The organism is Pseudomonas sp. PS02290 (genome assembly GCF_029960075.1).
Taxonomy (GTDB): domain Bacteria; phylum Pseudomonadota; class Gammaproteobacteria; order Pseudomonadales; family Pseudomonadaceae; genus Aquipseudomonas.
Genome location: NZ_JASCOY010000005.1, coordinates 1 through 25,792 on the forward strand (window position 1 = coordinate 1; position 25,792 = coordinate 25,792).

The 25,792-nt window shown below is 57.7% G+C and carries 20 protein-coding genes; 11 read left to right on the forward strand and 9 right to left on the reverse strand.

Features of this window, described 5'->3' with window-relative positions; all coding sequences use genetic code 11:
- Positions 1-75: 75 nt before the first annotated feature.
- Entirely contained in the window at positions 76-900 is an 825-nt protein-coding gene (gene ttcA, locus QMX88_RS04405) for a tRNA 2-thiocytidine(32) synthetase TtcA (RefSeq protein ID WP_192172926.1), read from the reverse strand.
- Positions 901-1,219: 319 nt separating this feature from the next.
- Here ttcA and QMX88_RS04410 point away from each other — a divergent pair, with 319 nt between their 5' ends.
- Together QMX88_RS04410 and QMX88_RS04415 are read left to right on the forward strand one after the other, a co-directional pair.
- Positions 1,220-1,822, forward strand: coding sequence for a Yip1 family protein (locus tag QMX88_RS04410; protein WP_282366716.1), 603 nt, complete (start codon positions 1,220-1,222; stop codon positions 1,820-1,822).
- A gap of 83 nt (positions 1,823-1,905) precedes the next feature.
- On the forward strand, positions 1,906-2,400 hold the full coding sequence (locus QMX88_RS04415) for a SprT family zinc-dependent metalloprotease (RefSeq protein ID WP_282366718.1): 495 nt from the start codon (positions 1,906-1,908) through the stop codon (positions 2,398-2,400).
- Positions 2,401-2,728: 328 nt separating this feature from the next.
- On the opposite strand, the gene QMX88_RS04420 is transcribed toward QMX88_RS04415, so the two are convergent.
- The 5 genes from QMX88_RS04420 to QMX88_RS04440 all read right to left on the reverse strand — a co-directional run bounded on the left by QMX88_RS04420 (position 2,729) and on the right by QMX88_RS04440 (position 8,253).
- Positions 2,729-3,910 (reverse strand): CaiB/BaiF CoA transferase family protein, encoded by a 1,182-nt coding sequence (locus QMX88_RS04420; RefSeq protein ID WP_282366720.1) that lies wholly within the window; start codon positions 3,908-3,910, stop codon positions 2,729-2,731.
- A gap of 121 nt (positions 3,911-4,031) precedes the next feature.
- Positions 4,032-5,369, reverse strand: coding sequence for a dicarboxylate/amino acid:cation symporter (locus tag QMX88_RS04425; protein WP_192172930.1), 1,338 nt, complete (start codon positions 5,367-5,369; stop codon positions 4,032-4,034).
- 298 nt (positions 5,370-5,667) lie between these two features.
- Positions 5,668-7,011 (reverse strand): ATP-binding protein, encoded by a 1,344-nt coding sequence (locus QMX88_RS04430; protein WP_282366723.1) that lies wholly within the window; start codon positions 7,009-7,011, stop codon positions 5,668-5,670.
- Complete coding sequence (locus tag QMX88_RS04435; RefSeq protein WP_133777011.1) at positions 7,008-7,685, reverse strand: response regulator transcription factor; 678 nt, start codon at positions 7,683-7,685, stop codon at positions 7,008-7,010. Before QMX88_RS04435 ends, QMX88_RS04430 begins: the two co-directional genes overlap by 4 nt.
- A gap of 139 nt (positions 7,686-7,824) precedes the next feature.
- Complete coding sequence (locus tag QMX88_RS04440; protein ID WP_282366918.1) at positions 7,825-8,253, reverse strand: hypothetical protein; 429 nt, start codon at positions 8,251-8,253, stop codon at positions 7,825-7,827.
- Positions 8,254-9,151: 898 nt separating this feature from the next.
- Here QMX88_RS04440 and QMX88_RS04445 point away from each other — a divergent pair.
- Positions 9,152-9,877, forward strand: coding sequence for a 4'-phosphopantetheinyl transferase family protein (locus QMX88_RS04445; protein WP_282366733.1), 726 nt, complete (start codon positions 9,152-9,154; stop codon positions 9,875-9,877).
- Here QMX88_RS04445 and fhuF read toward each other — a convergent pair.
- From fhuF to QMX88_RS04460, 3 genes are read right to left on the reverse strand one after another with little or no spacing between them, the layout of a single operon-like run.
- The gene (gene fhuF, locus QMX88_RS04450; protein ID WP_282366734.1) at positions 9,828-10,601 is read right to left on the reverse strand and encodes a siderophore-iron reductase FhuF; all 774 of its coding nucleotides are present in this window, start codon (positions 10,599-10,601) and stop codon (positions 9,828-9,830) included. The genes QMX88_RS04445 and fhuF overlap by 50 nt on opposite strands.
- Positions 10,559-12,199, reverse strand: coding sequence for an ATP-binding protein (locus QMX88_RS04455; RefSeq protein WP_282366736.1), 1,641 nt, complete (start codon positions 12,197-12,199; stop codon positions 10,559-10,561). Before QMX88_RS04455 ends, fhuF begins: the two co-directional genes overlap by 43 nt.
- 3 nt (positions 12,200-12,202) lie before the next feature.
- Positions 12,203-12,940 carry a response regulator gene (locus QMX88_RS04460; protein WP_282366738.1) on the reverse strand — a complete coding sequence of 246 codons (738 nt, stop codon included), beginning with the start codon at positions 12,938-12,940 and terminating at the stop codon, positions 12,203-12,205.
- A gap of 629 nt (positions 12,941-13,569) precedes the next feature.
- On the opposite strand from QMX88_RS04460, the gene QMX88_RS04465 reads away from it, so the two are divergent.
- The 8 genes from QMX88_RS04465 to QMX88_RS04500 all read left to right on the forward strand — a co-directional run bounded on the left by QMX88_RS04465 (position 13,570) and on the right by QMX88_RS04500 (position 25,789).
- The gene (locus QMX88_RS04465; protein ID WP_192172936.1) at positions 13,570-16,485 is read left to right on the forward strand and encodes a ribonucleoside-diphosphate reductase subunit alpha; all 2,916 of its coding nucleotides are present in this window, start codon (positions 13,570-13,572) and stop codon (positions 16,483-16,485) included.
- A 113-nt stretch (positions 16,486-16,598) separates the two neighbouring features.
- Positions 16,599-16,769, forward strand: a complete 171-nt coding sequence (locus QMX88_RS04470; protein WP_282366739.1) for a YhfG family protein — start codon at positions 16,599-16,601, stop codon at positions 16,767-16,769.
- Positions 16,769-17,377 carry a putative adenosine monophosphate-protein transferase Fic gene (locus QMX88_RS04475; RefSeq protein WP_282366740.1) on the forward strand — a complete coding sequence of 203 codons (609 nt, stop codon included), beginning with the start codon at positions 16,769-16,771 and terminating at the stop codon, positions 17,375-17,377. The genes QMX88_RS04470 and QMX88_RS04475 overlap by 1 nt, the downstream gene beginning before the upstream one ends.
- Before the next feature lie 692 nt (positions 17,378-18,069).
- Positions 18,070-19,317 carry a ribonucleotide-diphosphate reductase subunit beta gene (locus tag QMX88_RS04480; protein ID WP_037012114.1) on the forward strand — a complete coding sequence of 416 codons (1,248 nt, stop codon included), beginning with the start codon at positions 18,070-18,072 and terminating at the stop codon, positions 19,315-19,317.
- Positions 19,318-19,506: 189 nt separating this feature from the next.
- Positions 19,507-20,814: a DNA (cytosine-5-)-methyltransferase gene (gene dcm / locus QMX88_RS04485; protein ID WP_282366741.1), complete on the forward strand. Its 1,308-nt coding sequence runs from the start codon at positions 19,507-19,509 to the stop codon at positions 20,812-20,814.
- A gap of 34 nt (positions 20,815-20,848) precedes the next feature.
- Complete coding sequence (locus QMX88_RS04490; RefSeq protein ID WP_282366742.1) at positions 20,849-22,426, forward strand: ATP-binding protein; 1,578 nt, start codon at positions 20,849-20,851, stop codon at positions 22,424-22,426.
- A complete protein-coding gene (locus QMX88_RS04495; RefSeq protein ID WP_282366743.1) occupies positions 22,423-24,681 on the forward strand; it encodes a Z1 domain-containing protein in 2,259 nt (752 codons plus the stop codon). Before QMX88_RS04490 ends, QMX88_RS04495 begins: the two co-directional genes overlap by 4 nt.
- 388 nt (positions 24,682-25,069) lie before the next feature.
- Positions 25,070-25,789, forward strand: coding sequence for an HNH endonuclease (locus tag QMX88_RS04500; protein ID WP_282366744.1), 720 nt, complete (start codon positions 25,070-25,072; stop codon positions 25,787-25,789).
- The last annotated feature ends 3 nt before the right edge of the window (positions 25,790-25,792 follow it).

The window sequence follows — 25,792 nt, forward strand, 5'->3', positions numbered from 1 at the left end:
GGCTGAAGCCGGTCCTACTGACGGAACTCGCGACCGTAGTAGGACCGGCTTCAGCCGGGAACCGGGATGTCGGCGTTACACATTCACCACATTCACAAACCGCGAGGCGGCGGTTTCGTCGATGCGCAGGTTGGTGAAGTCGAACAGGTTGCGGTCCGCCAGTTGCGAGGGCTGGACGTTCTGCAGGCTGCGGAAAATCATGTCGGAGCGGCCGGGGGTTTTGCGGTCCCATTCCTGCAGCATCTCCTTGACCACCTGACGCTGCAGGTTTTCCTGGGAGCCGCACAGGTTGCACGGGATGATCGGGAATTGCTTGAAGTCCGAATACGCCTGAATGTCCTTCTCGGCGCAGTAGGCCAGCGGACGAATCACCACGTTGCGGCCATCGTCGGCGCGCAGCTTGGGCGGCATGGCCTTGATGCTGCCCTGGAAAAACATGTTCAGGAAAAACGTCTCGACGATGTCGTCCCGGTGGTGACCCAGCGCCATCTTGGTCGCGCCGATTTCATCCGCAAACGTATACAGCGTGCCTCGACGCAGGCGCGAACACAGCGAGCACGTGGTCCGGCCCTCGGGCACCAGTTCCTTGACCACCGAATAGGTGTCTTTCTCGACGATGTGGTACTCGACGCCCAGTTGCTCCAGGTACGCCGGCAGGACGTGCTCGGGAAAGCCCGGCTGTTTCTGGTCCATGTTCACCGCGACGATGTCGAACTTGATCGGCGCGACTTTCTGCAAATGCAGCAGCACATCCAGCAGCGTGTAACTGTCTTTGCCGCCGGACAGGCAGACCATCACCTTGTCGCCCTCTTCAATCATGTTGTAGTCGGCCACCGCTTCGCCCGCGAGCCGACGCAGACGCTTCTGCAGTTTGTTCTGATTGACTGAAAGGGTGCCCATGGCGCTGGTATCCGCTCGCTGTGGTGGGAAGAGACGTGGGGAAAGGGTCGGCATTTTACGCAAAAAGACCGGCTCGGGTAATGGCTGTCGCGGGTGGAACCACCGTCGATTTGTAGGGCCCTTGATCGCCAACCGCTATTAACAGCGCCTTTGAACGCCTCAATCGCTCTAACGCATCCGGTTTACGGGTGCTCAGCTTTCTATACTGACCTGAGAGGTCGCAGCCACTTTCCTTGCTCGACTGTGACCTTGTCCTGACGGCATCTGGCGGTCAGGCGCTGCGTCGCAAGCGCTGGCACACATCACGGGAGTAACGGACATGATCCATCACGTCTTGGGGCTGTTCACCCACCCCGATCAGGAATGGCAACAGATACGCGGCGAAGGTGAAGAAAGCATCGGCCATATGTACTTCACCCACACGCTGATCCTGGCGGCGATCCCGGCGGTGTCGGCGTACATCGGCACGACCCAGGTGGGCTGGCAGATCGGCGACCGCGCGCCGGTCATGCTGACCAGCGATAGCGCGGTGTGGATGGCGCTGATGTCGTACATCGCCATGCTCGCCGGCGTCGGCGTCATGGGCGGCTTCATCCACTGGATGGCGCGCACCTATGACGCGACACCCAGCCTGGCGCGCTGCGTGGCCTTCGCGACCTACACGGCGACGCCGCTGTTCCTCGGCGGGCTGGCCGCGCTGTACCCGCACATGTGGCTGGGGATGATGGTCGGGCTGGCGGCGGTCTGCTACACGGTGTACCTGCTGTACGTCGGTTTGCCGGTGTTCATGGGCGTGCACCCGGACGAAGGCTTCATGTTCTCAAGCTCGGTGCTCGCGGTCGGGCTGGTGGTGTTGGTGGCGATCATGGCGTTTACCGTGGTGCTGTGGGGCGTAGGGATCGGTCCGGAATTCACCAGTTAGTACCCGGTGACCATTCGGCGCTTTGGGTTTTGGCGGCACAGAAGCTTTGCGGCATACTCGCCTCCTCTGGAGACCGATGAAGCATGCTCGAACCACTCAACACCCGCGTCGAATCCTGCTACCAGCAAGCCGAAGACTTCTTCAAACGCCCTTTCAAGCGTCCGGTCGTGAGCGTCAAACTGCGCGGTCAGAAGGCCGGCGTGGCACATCTGCACGAGAACATGCTGCGCTTCAATCCGCAGCTGTACCTGGAAAACCGCGAGGACTTCCTGCGCCAGACCGTCCCCCACGAGGTCGCGCACCTCGTTGCTCATCAACTGTTCGGTGACACCAGTCAGCCCCACGGCGAGGAATGGCAGCTGATCATGCGCGGCGTCTACGAACTCCCGCCCAACCGCTGCCACACCTACGAAATCCAGCGCCGCAGCGTGACCCGCTACATCTACCGATGCCCGTGCCCGGAGAGCGATTTCCCGTTCACCGCCCAGCGCCACAAGCTGGTGCGCAAAGGCCGGCGCTACCTGTGCAAACGCTGCCGGGAGATTCTGGTGTTCAGCGGCGAGACGCGGGTGGAGTGACTCCCCGCTTTCTCAAGTGGCTGCAAGTAAGTCTTCGCGAGCAAGCTCGCTCCCACAGGGTTGCAGTGAACTCGGGACCTTGTTAAAGCCACTGAGGTTGCGCACGAGTGACCGGGGTGGACTCGGGACCTTGGTAACGCCGCTGGACTTGTGGGAGTGAGCTTGCTCACGAAGGGGCCAGGGCAGTCAGCAATTTCTCAAGGAGCTGCAAGCAAGTCGTCGCGAGCAAGCTTGCTCCCACAGGATTGGAGTGGACTCGGGACGTTGTTAAAGCCACTGAGGTTGCGCACGAGAGGCCGGGGCATTCGATTGACCCGGCCTTCAGATTTCACCCAAACACCTCCGCCTCACCCATCGACTCAATCTCCTGCGCGCTGAACCCCGCTTCGGCCAGCACCTGCGCAGAGTGCGCGCCAACGGCCACGCCGATGTGCCGGGGCGCGGGCAGTCCTTCTGAGAACTTCACCGGGCAGGCCATCTGCAGTTGAGCGCTGCCGTCACCGCGGGGCACCTGCGCCAGCATCTCGCGCGCCTGGATGTGCGGGTGCTGCGTGGCTTCGGAGAAACTTAGTACCGGCTCGACACAGGCATCGATGTCGGCGAACAGCGCTTCAAGCTCATCGGAACTGCGGCGCTCGAACTCGATTTCCAGTTCGCGCTTGAGCGCGGCCTGTTCGTCGGGCGAAAACGACAGCCCAAGCCTCGCCAGTTCCGGTCGTCCCAGCGCGGCACACATCCCGTGGAGAAAGCCGGGCTCCAGCCCTCCCACCGAAAACCACCTGCCGTCGCGGCTGCGGTAGTAATCGTAGAAGCTGCCGCCGTTGAGCATCTGCGTCTCCCGATCGGGCTCAACACCGGCCGCCAGATACCCCGCGCCCGCCAGGGCATTCAGGCTGAACGCGCAATCGGTCATGCTAACGTCGACGTACTGGCCCTGCCCGGTTTGATGGCGCGCGACCACCGCCGCGAGCAAACCGATGACCCCATGCAACGAACCACCGGCGACATCCGCGACCTGCACGCCCAAGGGCAACGGCCCGCCGTCCTGGCGCCCGGTGTGGCTGGCCAGCCCTGCCACGGCCATGTAATTGATGTCGTGGCCGGCGCGATTACGGTAGGGCCCGGTCTGGCCGTAACCGGTGATGGCGACGTAGATCAGCCGGGGATTGATCGCCTTCAACGCCTCATAGCCAATCCCCAGCCGCTCCATCACGCCGGGCCGAAACTGCTCCAACACGATGTCGTAATCCGCCACCAATCGCTTGATCACCTCGATGGCCTGAGGCTGTTTGAGGTCCAGCGCCAGGCTGCGTTTGTTGCGGTTGAGGTAGGCGTGGCTGGCTGAAACGCCATGGTCGTGGGGCGGCAATTCCCGCAGCAGGTCCGGGCGGGTGGGCGACTCGATGCGCAGCACCTCGGCGCCCATGTCCGCCAGCAGCAGCGAAGCGAATGGCCCGGGCAGCAGCGTCGAGAAATCGAGGACTTTGAGCGATGACAGCGGACCGTGCATGGGGCGTTCTCAGATGGCCGGCAAGGGGCTCAGAGTAGGTGCGATTCGCCCATAAAAAAAGCCTGTCCGAAGACAGGCTTTTTCAACAACTTTTACCGCTGACGCGTGTTACGAACGCAGCTTACGAACGTACGACAGGGGTAGGCGCCGTTTCGGCCACACCCAAGTCGTCAGTCGGAGCGGTGTTGTCGATGGCACGACCGCCAGACGCCAGCTCGGACTGCATCTGCGGAACGTCCAGCTCACCGACCCACTTGGCGACAACCAGGGTTGCCACGGCGTTACCGCACAGGTTGGTCAGGGCGCGGGCTTCGGACATGAAGCGGTCGATGCCCAGGATCAGCGCCAGACCGGCGACCGGCAGCGTGCCGACGGCAGACAGGGTGGCGGCCAGTACGATGAAGCCGGAACCGGTCACGCCTGCCGCACCTTTGGACGACAGCAGCAGCACCAGCAACAGGGTGATCTGATGGGTGATGTCCATGTGGGTGTTGGTGGCCTGAGCGATGAACACCGCAGCCATGGTCAGGTAGATCGAGGTACCGTCGAGGTTGAACGAGTAACCGGTCGGGATCACCAGACCCACAACGGATTTCTTCGCGCCCAGACGCTCCATCTTGATCAGCATGCGTGGCAGTGCCGACTCGGACGACGAGGTACCCAGCACGATCAACAGTTCTTCGCGGATGTACTTGATCAGCTTGAGGATGCTGAAGCCGTGAGCGCGAGCGATGGCACCGAGCACCACCAGCACGAACAGCAGGCAGGTGATGTAGAAGCACAGCATCAGTTGGCCGAGCTGCACCAGCGAACTGACGCCATAGGCACCGATGGTGAACGCCATGGCACCCAGCGCGCCCAGCGGGGCGAGCTTCATGATCATGTTGATGATGTTGAACATGATGTGGGCGAAGCGATCGATGAAGTCCAGGATCGGCTTGCCGTAGGCGCCGAGGCGGTGCAGGGCGAAACCGAAGATCACTGAGAACATCAGCACTTGCAGGATGTCGCCGTTGGCGAACGCGCCGACGATGGTGTTCGGGATGACGTTGAGGATGAAGCCGACGATGCTCTGGTCTTTACCGGCGGTCACGTAGGCCGCGACCTTGGAAGCGTCGAGGGTGGACACGTCGATGTTCATGCCGGCGCCCGGCTGGACGACGTTGACCACGATCAGGCCGATGATCAGCGAGATGGTCGAAACGATTTCGAAGTAGAGCAGCGCGTAGCCGCCGGTCTTGCCCACGGATTTCATGCTCTGCATGCCAGCGATGCCGCTGACGACGGTGCAGAAGATGATCGGTGCAATGACCATTTTGATCAGTTTGATGAACCCGTCACCCAGCGGTTTGAGCGTTACGGCAGTTTCGGGGTACCAGTGACCGAGGGCGATACCGACGATGATCGCGACGATCACCTGGGCGTACAGGGATTTATAGATGGGCTGACGAGTCGTCATTGCAGTTTCCTCAAGAGCATCGGTCTGCAACATTCCGGTTGCAGAGACGCCTAAAGTGCGAACCCTCCTGCTCGGAGGGATTTGTTTTTGTCGAGCTGCGCGCGGCAGACCTCTGCCCAGTGCATCGCAAGCACCGTGCCAGAGTTGTCAAATCGTGTGACAGGCCCGGATTCCGTGAACCGGCTGGTTAACGATAGACCCGTTGGCCGAAAGAGGGTGGCGGTTTTCCGCCGTTTGCCGGCAAATCGTCCGCCACACTGGCGGGTATCCGCCTTGATGGGAGTGCCTGGGGCGGAAATTAAATGGCGAACTGGATGCGGAACGCCGCGCCGCCCAATTCCGAATCGCCCAGAGTGAGCCGCGCGCCGTAGCTTTCGATGATGTCCTTGACCACCGCCAGACCGATGCCCTGCCCCGGGTTTTGCGTGTCCAGCCGCTCGCCGCGTTCGAGAATCCGTGCGCGCTGACCTTCCGGGACGCCCGGGCCGTCGTCTTCGATGCACAGCTCGTCGCCCATCATCGATGACCGCCAGCTCACGCGAACCTCACCGAGGCACAGGCGGTAGGCGTTTTCCAGCAGGTTGCCGAGCATCTCCAGCAAGGCGCCCTCTTCCATCTGCACCTGGCAATTGTCCGGCAGGTCGAGCACCACGTTGACGCGCTTGTCGCGGTAGACCTTTTCCAGCGTGTTGCACAGGCTCTGCACCACGGGTTTCAGGGCCACGTGATAGCGCACCAGCCCGCTTTTTCGCAGGCTGGCGCGCTGCAATTGGTAGCTGATCTGCTGGCTCATGCGCTCGATCTGCGATTGCAGAATCCGCGCCTGCTCCAGGTCTTCCGGCCGTTTGGCGATCTGCTCGCTGACGCCTTGTAGCACCGCGAGCGGGGTTTTCAGGCTGTGGGCGAGATCGTCGAGGGAGTCGCGATAACGAATGCGTTGCTCACGTTCGCTGCGCAGCAGGCGGTTGAGGGAGTCGGTCAGGCGCAGCAGTTCGCTGGGGTGTTCTTCGCTGAGGCTTTCCCGCGAGCCGGCCTCGACCTGATCCAGTTCCTGACTCATGCCCCGCAGCGCACGCAGACCCCAGGTCAGCCCGCCCCACAGCAGGATCAGCAGGACCAGCAGCGCGCCGCCGAAACCCAAGTAGAGTTTTTCGCGCAGGCCGGAGATGGTTTCCTGGTATTCGCGCACCGGTTGCAGGGCGACGATGCTGTAGGCGGCATTACGCCCGCCGAGCAGTTTGATTTCGACGTCGTAGACGAAGAACTCTTCGCCGTTGGGTTGGCGGATCTTGGCGAATTCGTTGCCGCGGCCGTCGTAGCGCGGCTGGTAGTCGATGGCCTCGTCTTCGGTGGCCCGGGAGCGCCACACCAGTTTGCCGGCGCGGTTATAGATGTAGCCGAGCAAGCGACTGTCGGGCAGGGCGAACTGCTCGCCGGGCAGTAACGACGGCATCAGCAGGTGGTCGTCTTCGACACGGGCGGCGGAGATCAGCGTGGTGACGTCCGACGCCAGACGTTTTTCGATGGAGCTTTCCAGGGCCAGGCTGAAAGCGCTTTGCAGCGCCGGCAGCATGAGGAGCATGAAGATGACGGCCAAGGTCGCGGCGCCCAGCATCAGACGCAGGCGCAGCGAACGGATCATGTACAGCGCTCGGTAAACAGGTAGCCCAGGCCGCGCACGGTGTCGATCGGTTTGAAGCCGGCAGGCCCTTCGAGCTTGCGCCGCAGCCGGCCGACCAGCACTTCGATCACGTTAGGATCGCGCTCGTCGTCATCGGGGTACAGCTGTTCCATCAGGCGTTCCTTGGGCACCACTTGCTGGTGGTGGCGCATGAGGTATTCGAGAATCCGGTATTCGTAGGCGGTCAGTGCCAGCGGCTGTTCGTCCAGGGACGCCTGCTTGCGGTTGAGGTCCAGGCTCAGCGGGCCGGCAACGATGGTGGAGTGGGTGAAACCGCTGGAACGGCGCAGCAGGGCGTTGAGGCGCGCTTCGAGTTCTTCGAACTGGAACGGCTTGACCACGTAGTCGTCGGCGCCGGCGGCCAGGCCTTCGACTTTGTCTTGCCAGTTGCCGCGCGCGGTCAGGATGAGGATCGGGAACGCCTTGTTCTGCACGCGCAGTTGACGGATCAGGTCGAGACCGCCAACGCCCGGCAGGCCCAGGTCGATGACCGCCAGATCGTGGTTGAACTGGCCCGCCTGATACAACGCTTCCTCGGCGTTGCCCACCGCTTCGACGACGTGACCGCTTTCGGTCAAACGGGTCTGCAGGTGGTGACGCAGCAGGGCTTCATCTTCGACAACCAGCAATTTCATGACGCTCTCCCAGGCAAAGGCAACCCTCTTTTTTCAAGAGTTTCAACGACGCTGCCGAGCGCGTGCAGTGTGACGAGCCCGGCAGCGATTGTGCAATCCAGACACCGCGAAAAACAGGCTGGCGGCTTATAAAATTGGCTTATGAAACGTGGTGGACGGGTAAATAGGTGTGCGGGCTCTCGCTCAGACTCAGCGAAGGCGGTTGCTGCACGGTGCGGACCGGTAAGCAGGTGTCGAACAGTCTAGCCGTGCCTGGCAAGGACGCCTGTGGATGGTAAGCGGTCGGAAGATTGGCCGTTTGCAGGCTCACGCCGTTGACGCGGGCGGCGAGATTTCCGTAGCCGGTGGCGTAGGGGTGATCCACAGGTTGCTGGCTGAACGCCTGGCTCCATCTGCCGACCTGAGTGCTGCTGGCAAGGCTGCGGCGCAGGCCGTTGATGCGGTCGGCGCGTTCGGTGTTTTTGCCGAAATCGGTGCGGGACACGTCCGCGTTGCCATCAGCCGCTTGCGCCGCCGCGCTGCTGCCAAGAAACGCCAGCGCCAGAAAGAGCTTGTTGAACGTCAGCATGAGCAGGTCCTCCGGCGCCAGGCGCCTTGTTGGGTACGGTTTGGAGCATACCCAGCCAGCGCTGAACCCCTCCTGAACACGCACTGGACCAGAGCATTCGCCAGCAAGCTGACTCCCACAGGTTCTGTGCTCGCCTTTGATTTTGCATTCACTGGAATGCAGTTCTGCGCATAACGCTGAAATCCGGGGCAACACACATCTCCTGTAGGAGTGAGCTTGCTCGCGATGCTTTCTGCCTGTGCCATCCACTCCGCCTGACCCACCGCATTCGTCAGCAAGCTGACTCCCACAGGTTCTGTGCTCGCCTTGGATTTTGCATTCACTGGAATGCAGTTTTTTGCGTGACGCTGAAACCCCGGCCAACGCCGATCCACTGTAGGAGTGAGCTTGCTCGCGAATGCTTTCTGCCTGTGCCATCCACTTCGCCTGACCCACCGCATTCGTCAGCAAGCTGACTCCCACAGGTTTTGTGCATGACGCTGAAGTCTCGGGGCAACACACATCTCCTGTAGGAGTGAGCTTGCTCGCGAATGCTTTCTGCCTGTGCCAGCACCTCGCCTGACCCACAGCATTCGTCAGCAGGCTGACTCCCACAGGTTCTGTGCATGACGCTGAAGTCTCGGGGCAACACACATCCCCTGTAGGAGTGAGCTTGCTCGCGAATGCTTTCTGCCTGTGCCATCCACTTCGCCTGACCCACCGCATTCGTCAGCAAGCTGACTCCCACAGGTTTTGTGCTCACCTTGGATTTTGCATTCACTGGAATGCAGTCCTGCGCATGACGCTGAAATCCCGGGCAACGCAGGCCATTGTGGGAGCGAGCTTGCTCGCGAAGACGGTTTGCCTGCCCGCAAACCGGTTTTGCGCCCAACACCGCGGTTCCGGCAGAATGCCGGGCATGACTCGATCCCCGACACTGCCCGACTGTTGCCCTGCCCTCACCGCTCACTGGCCCTTGCCGCACAGCTTGGCGGATGTGGTGTTGGTGAGCAGTCGGTTCGATCCGCAAAAGCTCATTGACGGCGATTTTCAGCGCTGTCTCATTGAGCCGCCCGCCTCCATTCAGCGGTCGGTGGCCAAGCGGAAGACGGAATTCCTCGCCGGTCGTCTGTGCGCGCGGGAGGCGATGAGCCGGTTGGACGGCCGCTCCCACGTCCCGCTGATTGGCGAAGACCGCGCGCCGATCTGGCCAGCGGACATCACCGGCTCGATCACCCACAGCACCGGCTGGGCCGCCGCCATCGTGGCGCGCAAAACGGACTGGCGCGGATTGGGCCTGGACGTCGAACAGCTGATGAGCAACGAGCGCGCCGTGCGCCTGGCAGGAGAGATTCTGACGCCGGCAGAACTGCAGCGCCTGAACGCCGGGCCCGAACATGAAGCAGCCAAGGTCGTCACCCTGACCTTTTCCCTGAAAGAAAGCCTGTTCAAGGCCCTCTACCCCATCGTGCTCAAGCGCTTCTATTTCGAGGACGCCGAGTTGCTGGATTGGTCAGACGACGGCCACGCGCGGCTGCGGCTGAAACTCGACCTGTCGGCGGAATGGCATAACGGCAAGGAGCTGGAAGCACAGTTCAGCGTGCAGGACGGGCAGCTGTTGAGTCTGGTGGCGATTCGGGGCTGAGGGCCGCGCCCAACGGACAATGCTCACACCGCCCCACCCATTCCACCCGATAACTCCAGCAGCACGTGCGCCGCTGCCGAACCGTTTGCCCATCCCTTTCTATATAGCTAACGGATTGGAACAGCGGATTGCGCCGCCCATCCGGCCTCAGCCTTTCACGCAACAAGCCATACCCAGCACCAAGAGCAACGTCGCTCGCCGCGGACAGCTGCCGCAAGCAGGTTTCCAGATAATCCCCGGCGTTGCCCCACAGCACGGCCGCCGGGACATCGCCGTAGGCACTCAAGCGGTCGATCACCTGCTGCAGATTCTCCAGCAGCGGCGTGAAACGCTCGAACGGGTTATCCGAAGACGGCACCTGCGTCACGGCCCCGTCAAACCTCACCCCATCCAGAAACCCCCGTTCGTGCAGGGCGAAACTCAGCCGATCCAGCCCCAGCGGCCACCCCATGCCATGGGCCAGACTCGCCACCACCACCGGCGGAATCAGCTGCATCGCGTAGTACTTCATCCACTGCGACACCAGCACCGGCAACTGCTCCCTTACCAACTCCGGCCCATACACCTTCAGCAGCAAGCGATCCAGAGCCTTATCCCGCAACAGCTCGGTCAACGGCAGCACAGCCCGTGTTTCATCGACCACCACCGTGCGAGCAAACCCGGCCAGCGGCCCGTCGAACATCACGCCTCCCCCTGCTGCCGGGGCCAGGCCAGGCTGAAACACGCGCCGCCGAGGGTCTGGCTGCGCCCGATCAGCGCGCGCCCGCCGTGCCAATGAATGATGCGGCGCACAATCGACAACCCCAAACCGTGCCCGCCCGACGCCCGGGTGCGGCTGTCGTCCAGGCGCATGAACGGCGTGAAGATCCGCTCCCAGGCACTTTCCGGCACGCCGGGGCCGTCATCCTCGACGTCGATGCGACAGCGCTCCTCACCCAGTTCATAACCAATCCGCACCTCCGACTCGGCATGGCGCATGGCGTTGCTCAGCAGATTCTGCAGCGCCCGGTGCAAGTAACGCGGCTCGGCCTCCACCCAATGCTCGCCGTCCGATCCGACACGATGCAGCGCATCAACGCACTCCCCCCGCCTGACACTGATATGCGGCCGCAGCGGCGCCAGTTCGGCAATCACCTGCTCGATCAGGGCGTCGAGGTCGATGCGCTGGAAATTCAGGGTCGGCGCGCCCTGCTCCAGGCGCGCGTAGGTGAGCATCTCGTCGACCAGCTTGTCGAGGTCCTGGATATCGCTGTCCATGCCGACCATGTATTTTTGCCGCGCTTCCGGGGTCGTGGCGTCGTTGATCATTTCCAGCCCGAAACGCAACCGCGCCACCGGCGTGCGCAGCTCGTGGGACACCGCACGGACCAGTTCGCGCTGGATCATCAGCGAACGCTGCAGGTGCTCGGCCATGCCGTTGAACGCCGACGCCAGCCGTCCGACCGAGTCCGCGCCCGCGGCGGGCACGCGGGTTTCCAGGCTGCCCTGGGCGATCTGCGTGGCCGCCGCTTCCAGCCCGCGCAGCCGATGCTCGAGCCGACGCACCAGCAAATAAACCACCAGACCGATCAGGCACAGACCGAGAAACGCGATGAGGATCAGCAGCTCCGGCGGATAGGGGTTCATCTGGAACAGCGGGCCGATCTCCAGCACCCACGGGGTTTCGCCGACGCCGGACAGCACGCGGATCGAATCGCCGCCCTTGCCCAACGCCATCACCGTATCGCCCTCGTCGATGCGCCGACGCTGGTCATCGTCCACATCCAGCTTCTCCAGGCGGATCAGCTGCATGTCGAAGCCGAAACCTTTGCTCTGGCGCAACGCTTCCAGCCGCGCCGGCTGCTCATCGACCGGCAGACGCACCAGTTCGTCGAGCAACAGAAAGATCGTGGCGCGGGCCAGTTGCTCGCTGATCTGCCGCACCTCGCCGGTCAGCAGCAAGCCGCTGGACGGATTGCCCGACATCGCCGGCTCGACCTCCCGAAACACCTGCGCGGCATGGGGTCCGGTCTGCTCGACCACCACCTGCCCGCGACCCAATCGGCTCCGCGCGCTGCCATCCAAGTGCGCGTGCTCGGCGGTTTCCAGGGTCAGCGGGATGCCCAGCAAGCGCTCCCACACCGCGAGGGCTCGGGTGCGTTCGATGCTGTCCATGCCGCGCAGGTTGTCGGCCATCAACGTAAAGGTGCCGTGGGCCAACTGCTCGCGGTACTGCTCGGCGCGCACGGCGTTGACCAGATGCAGAGTCAGCACACCCAGCAACGCCACCAGCACCAGAACGCCGAGCATGCCGCCATAAATGCGCAGGAAGATGGAATTCATCGGTCAGCCGTCGCGCTTGAGGGATTGCAGTTGCGCGGCCGCGTGGGGCACGAACAGATAACCTTTGTTGCGCACGGTCTTGATCAGGCGCGGGTGATCGGGGTCGTCGCCGATGCGCGGGCGGATTTTCGAGATGCGCACGTCGATGGAGCGGTCCTGGCCGTCATAGCCGACGCCGCGCAGGGCCGTGAAGATTTCTTCGCGGGAAAGGATGCGCCCCGCGTTGGCGACCAACAGCCACAACAGGTCGAATTCGGCGCTGGTCAGCTCGACGCTCTGGTCGTTGAGCCAGGCCTCGCGCAGGGCGTTATCCACCACCAGCGCGCCGAATTCCAGCCGGTGCGGTTCCTCGGCGGGGCTTTCGGGTGCCTCGCTGCGCCGCAACAACGCATGGATGCGCGCGAGCAGCACCCGGGGATGCACCGGCTTACCCACGTAATCGTCGGCGCCCATGTCCAGGCCCTGGATCTGATCACTGTCGTCGGTGCGCGCGGTGAGCATCAGGATCGGGCCGTCGTAGTGGCTGCGCACTTTGCGGCAGATGCTCAGGCCGTCTTCGCCGGGGAGCATGAGGTCGAGGATCACCAGATCCGGCTGCTCGTCGATGATGCGCCGGGCCGCCCGCGCGCCGTCCCCTTCCAGGCTCACGCGCAGGCCGTTGTTTTCGAGGTAGTCGCGGGTGAGCTCGGCCAGCCGCTGGTCATCCTCGACGATCAGCACCTGCCAGGGTTGTGGCTGCACGGTGAGGCTCCTTGTTTTTTCTTATTGATAGTGCTTGCGCATCGGGCTTTTGCGACAGCGTTAACGCCCGCTGAAATCCGCAAAAATGATTTTGGCCGCCGACAAAGCGCTCATGCCAGACGCCATGCGGCCTACACGGGATTTCCCTGTTTCACACACAAATTACACACAGCTTTATCCACAGGTCATGCGTTGCAGTAAGTGTCCGAAACGCATATCTTGTAGCCCTTCGACGGCGGAGACCCTACATGTAGCGTTTTCGCCGAAATCACAAACACAAGTCGTGGCGCGATTTCAAGGTTTTTTTCTCGCGCGTTACCTGTGTACGAAGGGCTGAATAACCCCCGAATCTACCGCTCTACCCCGCCAGCGCGAATGGCAGACCACCCAGCCTTGGGATCTGCGTGCAGCGGTACACGAGTTGCAACATCACATGCGCATTCTGCAACAGTTTTTCGGGTGACGGGCTCAAGTCCGGCACCCTTTTCGACTTCAACGCCAGGGAGGGTAAATCCACCTTCCCATTCGTCCTGAAGTCATGGCCTGACGTTTGTCAGTTCACTGCCGCAAGACGAAACGGTGGGCGTGCACTTGGCGCCCAAACAAACTTAGAGAACGTGGAGACACCCATGCAAACCGACACAACTCGCGAGAATCCGCAGGCCACCGCGCCGCAGACAGGTGCGACCCAGCAGGACCTGTCCGCCACCGCGCCGGGTCAGCTGCGTGTGATCAAGCGTAACGGCACTGTCGTTGCGTACACCGATGACAAGATCACCGTCGCCATCACCAAGGCCTTTCTCGCAGTTGAAGGCGGCACCGCTGCCGCTTCGTCGCGTATCCACGACACCGTTGCGCGCCTGACCGAACAGGTCTCCGCGACCTTCAAGCGCCGCATGCCGTCGGGCGGCACCATCCACATCGAAGAAATCCAGGATCAGGTCGAACTGGCGCTGATGCGCGCCGGCGAGCAGAAAGTTGCCCGCGACTACGTGATCTACCGCAACGAGCGCTCCAAGGAGCGTGCCGGTCGCACCGCTGGCGAAACTCCCGTGCAGGCGCACCCGTCGATTCGCATCACCGCCAAAGACGGCAGCCTCGCGCCGCTGGACATGGGCCGCCTGAACACCATCGTCACCGAAGCGTGCGAAGGCCTGGCCGAGGTCGATGCCGACCTGATCCAGAGCGAAACCCTGAAGAACCTGTACGACGGCGTTGCGCTGACCGACGTCAACACCGCACTGGTGATGACCGCGCGTACCCTGGTCGAGCGTGAGCCGAACTACTCGTTCGTCACCGCCCGCCTGCTGATGGACACCCTGCGTGCCGAAGGCCTGGGTTTCCTCGGTGTCGCCGAAAGCGCCACCCACCACGAAATGGTCGACATGTATGCCAAGGCGCTGCCGGCTTACATCGAGAAAGGCATCCAGTTCGAACTGCTGAACCCTGTGCTGGCCGAATTCGACCTGGAAAAACTGGGCAAGGCGATCAACCACGAGCGCGATCAGCAGTTCACCTACCTGGGCCTGCAAACCCTGTACGACCGTTACTTCATCCATAAAGACGGTATCCGTTTCGAACTGCCGCAGATCTTCTTCATGCGTGTGGCCATGGGCCTGGCGATCGAAGAGAAAGCCCGCGAAGACCGCGCCATCGAGTTCTACAACCTGTTGTCGTCCTTCGACTACATGGCCTCGACCCCGACACTGTTCAACGCCGGCACCCTGCGTCCACAGCTGTCGAGCTGCTACCTGACCACCGTTCCGGATGACCTGTCGGGCATTTACCACGCCATCCACGACAACGCCATGCTGTCCAAATTCGCAGGCGGTCTGGGCAACGACTGGACCCCGGTTCGCGCGCTGGGCTCTTACATCAAGGGCACCAACGGCAAATCCCAGGGCGTCGTGCCTTTCTTGAAAGTGGTCAACGACACCGCCGTAGCAGTCAACCAGGGCGGCAAGCGCAAAGGCGCTGTCTGTGCGTACCTGGAAACCTGGCACATGGACATCGAAGAGTTCATCGAGCTGCGCAAGAACACCGGTGATGATCGTCGTCGTACCCACGACATGAACACCGCCAACTGGATCCCTGACCTGTTCATGAAGCGTGTCTTCGACGACGGCAAGTGGACCCTGTTCTCGCCGTCCGAAGTCCCTGATCTGCACGACCTGACCGGTAAAGCCTTCGAAGAGCGCTACGAGTACTACGAAGCGCTGACCGAGTACCCGGGCAAGGTCAAGCTGTTCAAGACCATTCAGGCCAAAGACCTGTGGCGCAAAATGCTGTCCATGCTGTTCGAAACCGGCCACCCATGGCTGACGTTCAAGGACCCGTGCAACCTGCGCAGCCCGCAGCAGCACGTGGGCGTGGTTCACAGCTCGAACCTGTGCACCGAGATCACCCTGAACACCAACAAGGACGAGATCGCGGTCTGCAACCTAGGCTCGATCAACCTGCCGAACCACATCGTCGACGGCAAGCTGGACACCGACAAGCTCAAGCGCACCATCGACGTTGCCGTGCGCATGCTCGATAACGTGATCGACATCAACTACTACTCGGTGCCGCAAGCGAAGAACTCCAACTTCCGTCACCGTCCGGTCGGTCTGGGCATCATGGGCTTCCAGGACGCGCTGTACCTGCAGCACATTCCTTACGGCTCCGATGCCGCCGTGGAATTTGCCGACCGCTCGATGGAAGCCGTCAGCTACTACGCGATCCAGGCCTCCTGCGATCTGGCGGACGAGCGCGGTGCCTACGAGACGTTCCAGGGTTCGCTGTGGTCCAAAGGCATCCTGCCGCTGGATTCGCAACAGATCCTGATCGAGCAGCGTGGCCAGAAGTACATCGACGTCGACCTGGAAGAAAGCCTGGACTGGGCGCCTGTGCGTGCTCGCGTTCAGAAAGGCATTCGTAACTCGAACATCATGGCCATCGCACCGACCGCGACCATCGCCAACATCACCGGCGTGTCGCAGTCGATCGAACCGACCTACCAGAACCTGTACGTGAAATCGAACCTGTCGGGCGAATTCACCGTGATCAACCCGTACCTGGTTCGCGACCTGAAAGCCCGCGACCTGTGGGACTCGGTCATGATCAACGACCTGAAGTACTACGACGGTTCGGTGCAGCAGATCGAGCGCATCCCGCAGGAGTTGAAAGACCTCTACGCGACCGCCTTCGAAGTGGACACCAAGTGGATCGTTGACGCGGCCAGCCGTCGTCAGAAGTGGATCGACCAGGCGCAGTCGCTGAACCTGTACATCGCCGGCGCCTCGGGCAAGAAGCTGGACGTGACCTACCGCATGGCCTGGTACCGTGGTCTGAAAACCACTTACTACCTCCGTGCCCTGGCCGCGACCAGCACCGAGAAGTCGACCATCAACACCGGCAAGCTGAACGCCGTTTCCAGCGGTGGCCACGGCCCGGACGACTCGGCGATCACCGCCCCGCGTCCAGCCGAAGCCGCACCGGCCGGCCCAGCGCCAGTGCCAAAAGCCTGCGCGATCGACGAGCCGGACTGCGAAGCCTGCCAGTAAGCAGCGCGTCAAGCGTCACCTTCGGGTGACTCCCTGATTGAAGGCTCCGCGTCCCCTAGGGCGCGGGGCCTTCTTGCGTTACACTCCCCTCATTCCCAGCCAGGAGAATGCCCATGCCAGCTGCCTCGCTAGAGTCCAAAAAAGCCTATTGCGCCAGAACGCGCCGCTCCAACTACGCCGCCAGCCTGCGTCTGGAAGGTTTCGAGAGCTCGCCCGCCGACTCCGAACGCCGCCTGCCCTCTCGGGAAGAGCTGCTCAACAGCTACCGCAAAAAACAGGCCTGATGGTCGACAAATACGGCGTCGGACAAGACCCTTACTGTCCGCCCGGCAGCACCGTGCTGCGCAACCGCCTCGACCTCACCGATGCAAAAACCCTGGCCCAGGCCGAACGCGACCTGTCCGAAGTCGCCGCCGAAGCCATCGACTTCTCCCCTCCTCCCTACGACCTGCCCTACCTGCAAGCCATCCACCGCCAGCTGTTCGCCGATCTCTATGATTGGGCGGGCGAACTGCGCACCGTCGACATATCCAAAGACCAGACCCACTTCTGCGTGACCCACCGCATCGAGCCCGAGGCCAACAAGCTGTTCAAGGTACTGGCCGACGCGAACTGGTTTCAGGAGCTGGATCGCGGGCGCTTGATTGCGGCGAGTGCGGAGCTGTTTGGGGATTTGAACGTGATTCATCCATTTCGCGAAGGGAATGGGCGGGCTCAGCGGATTCTGTTTGAGCACATCATTGTGAATGCGGGGTTTGAGATCAGTTGGTGGCCGGTGGAGGCGGAGGAATGGATACGGGCGAATGTGGATGCGGTGGGGTGTGATTATGAGGGGATGGTGCGGGTGTTTGAGCGGTGTGTTGGGGGGGCGATTGGGGTTGATTGCAATTGATTGCAAAGAAGCTCGATTCGCGTGCACGAGCACGAGCGGAACGCCATTCGTCGCGATTAGGCCCCAATTTTTGCATCAACATTGCAGGCCGTTAAATGCCGATGCAATGGCGGCTGAAGCTGCGGCCCTTTGAATCCGCAACGATTACCGTCTGAAAGCAAAACAACCACTTCTGTCGCCGCATTCGCAGCGACACATTGACGCCTGTCAACCGATTGCCGAGCGATCTGACGCACTATATGATGTGTCTCGCAACACGAAGACACACTAGATACGTGATCCAACCTGATTCAGTGGCCGTTTTCCCCAACGCACGAATCGGGCGTTAACGCAAAGGAAAATGACGGCAAATCGTCCCTCAAATTCCGTCACGGACGAACCTGCGCCGGGCAAAATCTGTATAATCCCGCGCTCATCCAGGGTACTCAAAATGACCGCTTGCACTCGCAAAACCGTCACTCTGAAATCAGCCTCTGCTGACTTGTTTCGCAGGTGCAACGCAGGCAACCCTCGCAGCATGTTCGTTGATCGATCTAAACCAACGTTTAGCGCCTTCGTCGATCAATCACAGTAGTAACCAGAACCAACCAACCTATTCCCGTTGCCAGCCCCGCTATCAGCAACGCTGGCAACGCATACTTTGAAATCCACAGGCCGCGTAAAACCGGTCCTCTAGCAGGAGCCTCCTCACTATGCTGAGCTGGGACGAATTCGACAAAGAAGACGCCGCTGAACCCGCCAAAGGCGCCAACGCCGGCCACGCTTCCGAAGCCGCGATGGACAAACTCGACAGCGCCGGTGGTGCTGCTGCGCTTGAAGCCCGCGCCGTCAGCGCAAACGACTCCGACGCCATTGCCCGCGCCAAAGCTGCGCTGGACAAACTGGACGTCGCTGAAGGTCTTGCCGAACTCGAAGGCTCCGCCGCCCGCGTCGCGGTCGACGAAAAACGCATGATCAACTGCCGCGCCGACCTCAACCAGCTCGTGCCTTTCAAGTACGACTGGGCCTGGCAGAAATACCTCGACGGCTGCGCCAACCACTGGATGCCGCAAGAGGTCAACATGACCACGGACATCGCCCTCTGGAAAGACCCGGAAGGCCTGACCGACGACGAGCGCCGCATCGTCCTGCGCAACCTGGGCTTCTTCTCTACCGCCGACTCCCTGGTTGCCAACAACCTCGTGCTGGCGGTGTATCGCCTCATCACCAACCCTGAATGCCGCCAGTACATCCTGCGCCAGGCCTTCGAGGAAGCGATCCACACCCACGCCTACCAGTACTGCATCGAATCGTTGGGCATGGACGAAGGCGAGATCTTCAACATGTACCACGAGATCCCGTCGGTCGCCAAAAAGGCAGCCTGGGGCTTGAAGTACACCCGTTCGATCTCCGATCCGAAGTTCGAAACCGGCACCGTCGAGACCGACAAAGAACTGCTGCGCAACCTGATCGCCTACTACTGCGTCCTGGAAGGCATCTTCTTCTACTGCGGCTTCACCCAGATCCTTTCCATGGGTCGCCGCAACAAGATGACCGGCGTCGCAGAACAGTTCCAATACATCCTGCGTGACGAGTCCATGCACCTGAACTTCGGCATCGACGTGATCAACCAGATCAAAATCGAAAACCCACACCTGTGGGACGCCGAAATGAAGGAAGAAGCAACCCAGATGATCCTGCAAGGGACCCAACTGGAAATCGAATACGCCCGCGACACCATGCCTCGCGGCGTACTGGGCATGAACGCAGCGATGATGGAGGACTACCTCAAGTTCATCGCGAACCGTCGTTTGAGCCAGATTGGGTTGAAGGAAGAGTATCCAGGGACCACGAACCCGTTCCCATGGATGAGCGAGATCATGGACTTGAAGAAAGAGAAGAACTTCTTTGAGACTCGGGTTATTGAGTATCAGACGGGTGGGGCTTTGAGCTGGGATTGATACCTGAAAGATTTGAAGAGGCCGGCTATGGCCTCTTTTTAGCCTTATCAGTGGCGATGACAGCGAAATCATTTGACACAGAGGCCCAAGGCTGGCCATATGCTAGCCACTAAAGCTTGGGCGCTGACCTAGCCACGAACGGACTCGACGTATCAGTACCATGGAAAATCCCAAGAAACTTTATATCCAATGAAAACCAACGATTTTAAGTTTATAGATCTTTTTTCAGGTCTCGGCGGTTTTCACGTAGCATTAAACCGCCTCGGTGGAACTTGCGTATTCGCGTCTGAATGGAAGGATAACCTCCGAGAGTTGTACAAGTCCAACTTTGGAATAATGCCCGAGGGCGATATTACAAAGGTGACACCTAGTTCAATTCCAGATCACAACTTACTCACTGCGGGCTTTCCTTGCCAGCCATTTTCAAAGGCGGGAGAGCAACTTGGGTTCGAGTGCACGGCTCAAGGAAATCTATTTTTCAACGTATCCGAAATTTTAGACACAAAAAAGCCTGACTATTTTATTTTAGAAAACGTTCCTAACTTGCTGAAACATGATAATGGACGCACCTGGCAACGAATTCAAGAGATTCTGGGCACAGGCAAAGATGGCCTTGGTTATTATATTTCGGCCACCAAGCTTTCACCTCATAATTTCGGCATACCCCAGATTCGGGAACGCGTATATATAGTAGGGTCAAAAATTCCACTTGAAAACTTTAGTTGGCCCGAAAAAACCAACCAAATTACCAGCATTAGTTCCATCTTGGACGACGCACCTGAAGACGCTAAGCAGCTTTCAGCCCAAGTAAAAGAATGTCTGGAAACTTGGGATCGTTTCTTGAAAGCGTGTCCTCCCGAAGTAGAACCCCCATGGTTTCCACTTTGGTCAATGGAATGGGGAGCGGACTACCCGTTCGAGGATGAAACACCTTACGCAATCCAGGCACTTCAAGGTACCGACGCACTCGATTCATATAGAGGTAGTCACGGCATCGATCTAGGTTCGATCATAAGCGCAACTGACAAATGGCAAGCGCTTCCCAGCCATGCGCGATCTAAGGTGATGAAGTTCCCAAAATGGAAAAAGGACTTCATTAGGCTGAATAGAAGTTTTTATGCGGAAAACAAATATTGGCTTGAGCGCTGGATCCCTTTGATACTTAAATTTCCGTCTAGCCTTCAAAAACTGGAATGGAATGTCAAGGGCGAAGAGAGAGATATCTGGAAATATGTGATTCAGTTCCGGGCCTCTGGAGTGCGAGTCAAAAGGCGCACTACAGCTCCTAGCCTGATTGCAATGACAGACACGCAAGTGCCTATTATCGCATGGCAAAAAAGGTATATGACTCCTACAGAATGTGCGCGACTTCAGAGCCTTGAGGAGCTTCACTACCTTCCATCCAGCCCGACGCAGGCGTTCAAAGCGCTAGGGAACGCAGTAAATTCTAATGTCGTCGAACTGGTAGCAAAAGCTCTATTATCCACGGCGCCATAGCTAACCATATGTGAATAGGAAGGGTTTGTTAAGCATGGACGATTCAAATGAGCGCAGCATTACATCGGGAATTGGAATTAGACCCGAAGTGACCATGCTTTCAGTACTTCGGCATTTGAACTATAAGCCATGGTTCGCTATGGCGGAATTCATTGATAACGCTATTCAGAGTTCGATCGCCAATGCAGCCGCATTGATGGATGAGCATGAAGATTATGTTCTTGAAGTAAAAATAGAAATCAAATCCACTAGAATACTGATCACCGATAACGCCGCAGGTATCTCAAAGGATGATTTCCCTAGAGCCTTCAGAACTGCCCAGCAGCCTGTTAACAATTCAGGCCTCTCTGAATTTGGCATGGGCATGAAGAGCGCCGCGTGCTGGTTTGCTCAGAAATGGAGTGTAAGGACCTCAGCTTTAGGAGAGTCAATCGAGCGGACAGTAAACTTCGATATTAAAAAAATCACCGAAGAAAGAATCGAAACTCTCGTCCCCCAAGAAACTACCGCATCAAAAAATTCGCACTACACCGTCATTACTTTACGAAACTTGCATCACGCCCCACAAGGGCGAACTATCGGTAAAATTAAAGAGCATCTCGCTAGCATCTACAGAGTATTTCTAACCGATGGCAAGTTGAAAATTCAGTTTGGTGATACTAATCTTAGTTATGCCGGAGCTAAGATACTCGTCGCTAAACCTGCGACAAGCAGTAAGCTTACAGACCCCCAAGTCCCGACAGAGTGGAAAAAAGATATATCATTGGATTTTGGAAAGGGACATAAAGTCCGAGGCTTTGCTGCACTTCGCGAAACTGGTTCAACTAACTACGCAGGATTCGCGCTATTTCGACGAGATCGACTCATCGAGGGTAGTCATGATGAAACTTATCGACCAGTTCAGATCTTTAAGCACACTAACAGCTTTATCTACCAAAGGCTATTTGGTGAATTACATATCGAAGGTTTTGAGGTAAGCCATACTAAGGACGGCTTTCGATGGGAGGAATATGAAGAAATTTTTCTCGAACACCTGAAAGAGGAACTTGAAAAACCCCCATTAAACCTAATTTATCAAGCCGAGAATTACCGTGCGCTACCTAGCAAAGTTTCCATTCACAAACAGGCAATTGCAGCAACTGAAAAAGTAGCAACATATGTAGAGGAAGAAGTCGCGCCTCATCTGATCGAGGCCCGCTCAAATCCGACAGCACCATCACCATTAGCTGCTGATCTTCCAATAGGCATCTTGCAAACTTCAGAGCGTTCACTTGAAGTGGATGATGGGGATTATATATGGGCAATAACCCTAAGAACTTCTCTTGATCCACAAAGTGAGGATTGGCTTTCGCTGGCTCAACTCGACAGCGAGGATGGCGATCTGTCCAAAGTCCGCCGACTAGTTATTGACGTATCCTTGGGACATCCCTACTCGGTCAAATTTTTAGGGGCGAACAACGAGAACCTCGAGATGCTGCTCCGATTCGGTGTTGGCATCAGTATCTCCTTACTACTAGCACAAGACTTAACCGGTTACCCACCAGAAGGTTTTCTCTCGAATTTCAACCCGATCCTCCGCGGCGCAATGTTAAACACAAGGACTGTAGAATGAACATGAAAAGCGTGGCTGTACATCCTCCTCTGAAATGGACCCCCGTCGAAGGTGAGTTCACCGATTTCTTTCTTAAGAGTAAATCGAAGAATGCGGACGGTCCGACTTTTGAAGATTTGACCAAAGGCCCAAACTCCGTCCTTGGCGAAGCTAAAAGGATACTGGGCAGATGCTTGCCACCGACCGAACCCTCTGGCAGTGAAACAGGCTTAGTCGTTGGTTATGTGCAGAGCGGGAAGACCCTTTCGTTTGAAACCGTTATATCTCTATCACGCGATAATGGCTACGGATTAATTATCGTAATAGCGGGAACTAAAAACAATCTTCTCGATCAGTCCGTAGATCGCCTAAAAAAAGATCTCGGGATAGCCGAAGGTAGTGAGGTTTGGTTCCATGTAGCAAATCCTAATCAATCACAGTTTTCACAGATTGATGGGAAAATTAAAGCTTGGAAAAAGAACCCACAGAAGAGATCTTTGTTGATCACTGTTTTGAAACATGGCGGTCATCTTGAAAAATTAGCGGACTTGCTGGTTAAGATTTCCCTGAAAGATGTACCAACACTAATCATCGACGACGAAAGCGACCAAGCAAGCTTAAACACTTTTGCTGCTAAGATACAGAACGGATCAGTGAATGATGACACCAAAAGCACTACTTACGAAAAGATATTAGAGCTTCGTAAAGCTATACCACACCACTCATACCTTCAATATACCGCTACACCACAGGCTAACTTATTAATAGCCCAGACAGATTTACTTAATGCCTCATTCGCAGAGTTGGTGACGCCTGGGGATGATTATACGGGAGGAAAATCTTTCTTTAAGGAAAATCCAAAGCTCGTATGCACCATCCCTTCCGCTGATGTAGCAACGCCAGACCAAGCATTGACCAGTTGCCCGAAAAGCTTGCTTTCTGCGTTTCGTCATTTTCTACTAGGCGCTGCTCAACATTCTCTCACTCGTGACAAGACAATAGGCGGAAAAGACCGGAACAGGTCAATGATGGTGCATCCTGCTGTAAGAACAATGTCTCACAAAGAATATAAAACGTGGCTAGATCAGGCGAAAACGGCAATAATAAAATTTGTTGAGGGCAATTTTACTAAGAAGCGTTCCTCTGTGGTTGCACACTTCCAGACAGAATATGATTTTTTAAAGGTCACCTACAGTAATCTGCTTCCCATCGAAGAACTAATCGAAGCAATGATTGATGACGTGTTTGACGATCTGGTTATTGTTGAGGTGAATGGAACGCCAGACGCTGAGAAGAAAATTTTTTGGAAGGAATCAAAGTATTGGGTATTGGTAGGTGGTGCTAAGTTAGATCGAGGATACACAGTTGAAGGGTTATCAGTAACATATATGCCGAGACCGCTTGGGGGTTCACCAGCCGCAGATACGCTACAACAACGTGCAAGATTTTTTGGTTACAAGCGTTCCTATCTCGGTTTATGCAGAGTGTTTCTACAACAGGATGTTAAGGATGCCTTCCTCGAATATGTTGAGCACGAAGAGTTTGTGAGGGGTGTGCTGTCCGCGCATCGTGGAAAACCTTTAGTTGAATGGCGCCGTGACTTCATTTTAAGTGAACTGTTAAAACCGACAAGGCCAAATGTTATTGGCATTTCGACCCGCCGTATTCCGGTGGACGGATGGTTGACGCCGAAAGCCCTTCATAAAGACCCTCAAGCTGTTCTAGCAAATAGAAAGCTTCTCTCATCCATGAAGAAAACCTGGACTAAGCAATACGGGCCGCTAATTAACGCAACTTCCCTACCGCAGTTTTCCTCGGAAAAAAAGATTTCTAACCATGACGCTCTTTCTGATGTACCCCTCAAAGAAGTTTTAGAACAATTCTTCCTTGAGATCCTAGTCAGGGATCAAGCGGATGCGGAACAGCACACGGCCATTCTACTTGCATTTGCGGAGCTACTTCGCAAAGATCCCAGCTTACAAGTTGACGTCTTCTTTATGAATCAGCTTAAACCAGGATATCGGTCTAGAGTCTCTGGACGGGGACTTCCCAAGGAACATTTGCAGGCGCCTATCAACCAGTATTTCAGTCAAAGTGCCGCGACATTAAATGATAAAAGTTTCTGCTCACCTTCCAATATCACATTACAGATCCGGACTTTTAACTTAGGAACTATACCTAGGGACGAGACATCCGCTGACATCTTTGATGTAGCCTGGTACGCAGTGCATGTTCCTTCTAGTCTTAGGACTCAGTTGATCATAGAAAAACAGTAAAGCGAAAGGGTGCCTGGTAACGGGCACCCGCTCCCACCTAAACAATTCTGATTTTAGATCTTTAAGTTATCAAGGGAGTCAGATCTAGCTTTTGATATACGCCCACTTTACCTTATCAATGCAACCCGTTCCACTAACGACGCCTTGGTGAATTCTCATTTTGGTGAGCGAGATTAGCAATCTTCCTGATCGCCAATCAACAGCCTCCCATATCTCGCTCAACCTCACATTCCCTGTTCATAGCCAAATAAGAGCTATACAAACGCAGGATGTTGCAAGCTGGGTAGCCAAGAGCGCAGGAAGCGCGCCCGTCTTGTGTAGGAAATTTCCTAGACGAAGGTAGTGGCTATTCAGTATCGTTCGAGGGTATAGAGCCTTCGGCGGTCGCATGGAAATTAAGAAAGGCAGTCTCAGATGGACTGATGCCGAAATTCAAGCGTCAGTCGATGCGTATCTCGACATGCTGGAACGTGAGCATAGTGGCCAGAAAATCAACAAAGCCCATGAGAACCGCACCCTGCGCGCGGGGCCTCTAGCGGGGCGCAATGCCAGCGCGGTCGAGTACAGAATGCAAAATATCTCAGCGGTTTTGAGTAAGATGGGCCGTCCCGGCATCGTTGGGTACAAGCCCGCTGGTCACGCTGGCGCTAACGTCGAAAAGATCATTCGCGAGAGGCTCATCGAGTGGGATAACAAGCCTAATCCTGAAGACCTTGAGCCTACCGCTGATGACGCGACGCTTGAACGACGAGCTACTCAGCTTGAAAAGCGCCCAATTAAGAATCCTCCGGAAGGTATTGCGAGGCCACAACAATCGGCCTCTTCTAGAGCGATGTTTGTCCGCGATCCAGCGGTAAGAGCTTGGGTACGTCAGCACGCCAAAGGTATTTGTGAAGGATGTGGCGGGTCAGCTCCGTTTCTTATGAACGGGGTCCCATTCCTCGAAGTTCATCATGTAAAGCATCTGGCTGATCAAGGTTCGGATCGCATAAGCAACGCCGTCGCACTTTGCCCAAATTGTCATCGCCGCTGCCATCATTCAAGCGACAGGGAAGCATTCACAGCGTCGTTGTATGAGAAGGTGCTTAGATTGACGCGAGAAGATTAGGTC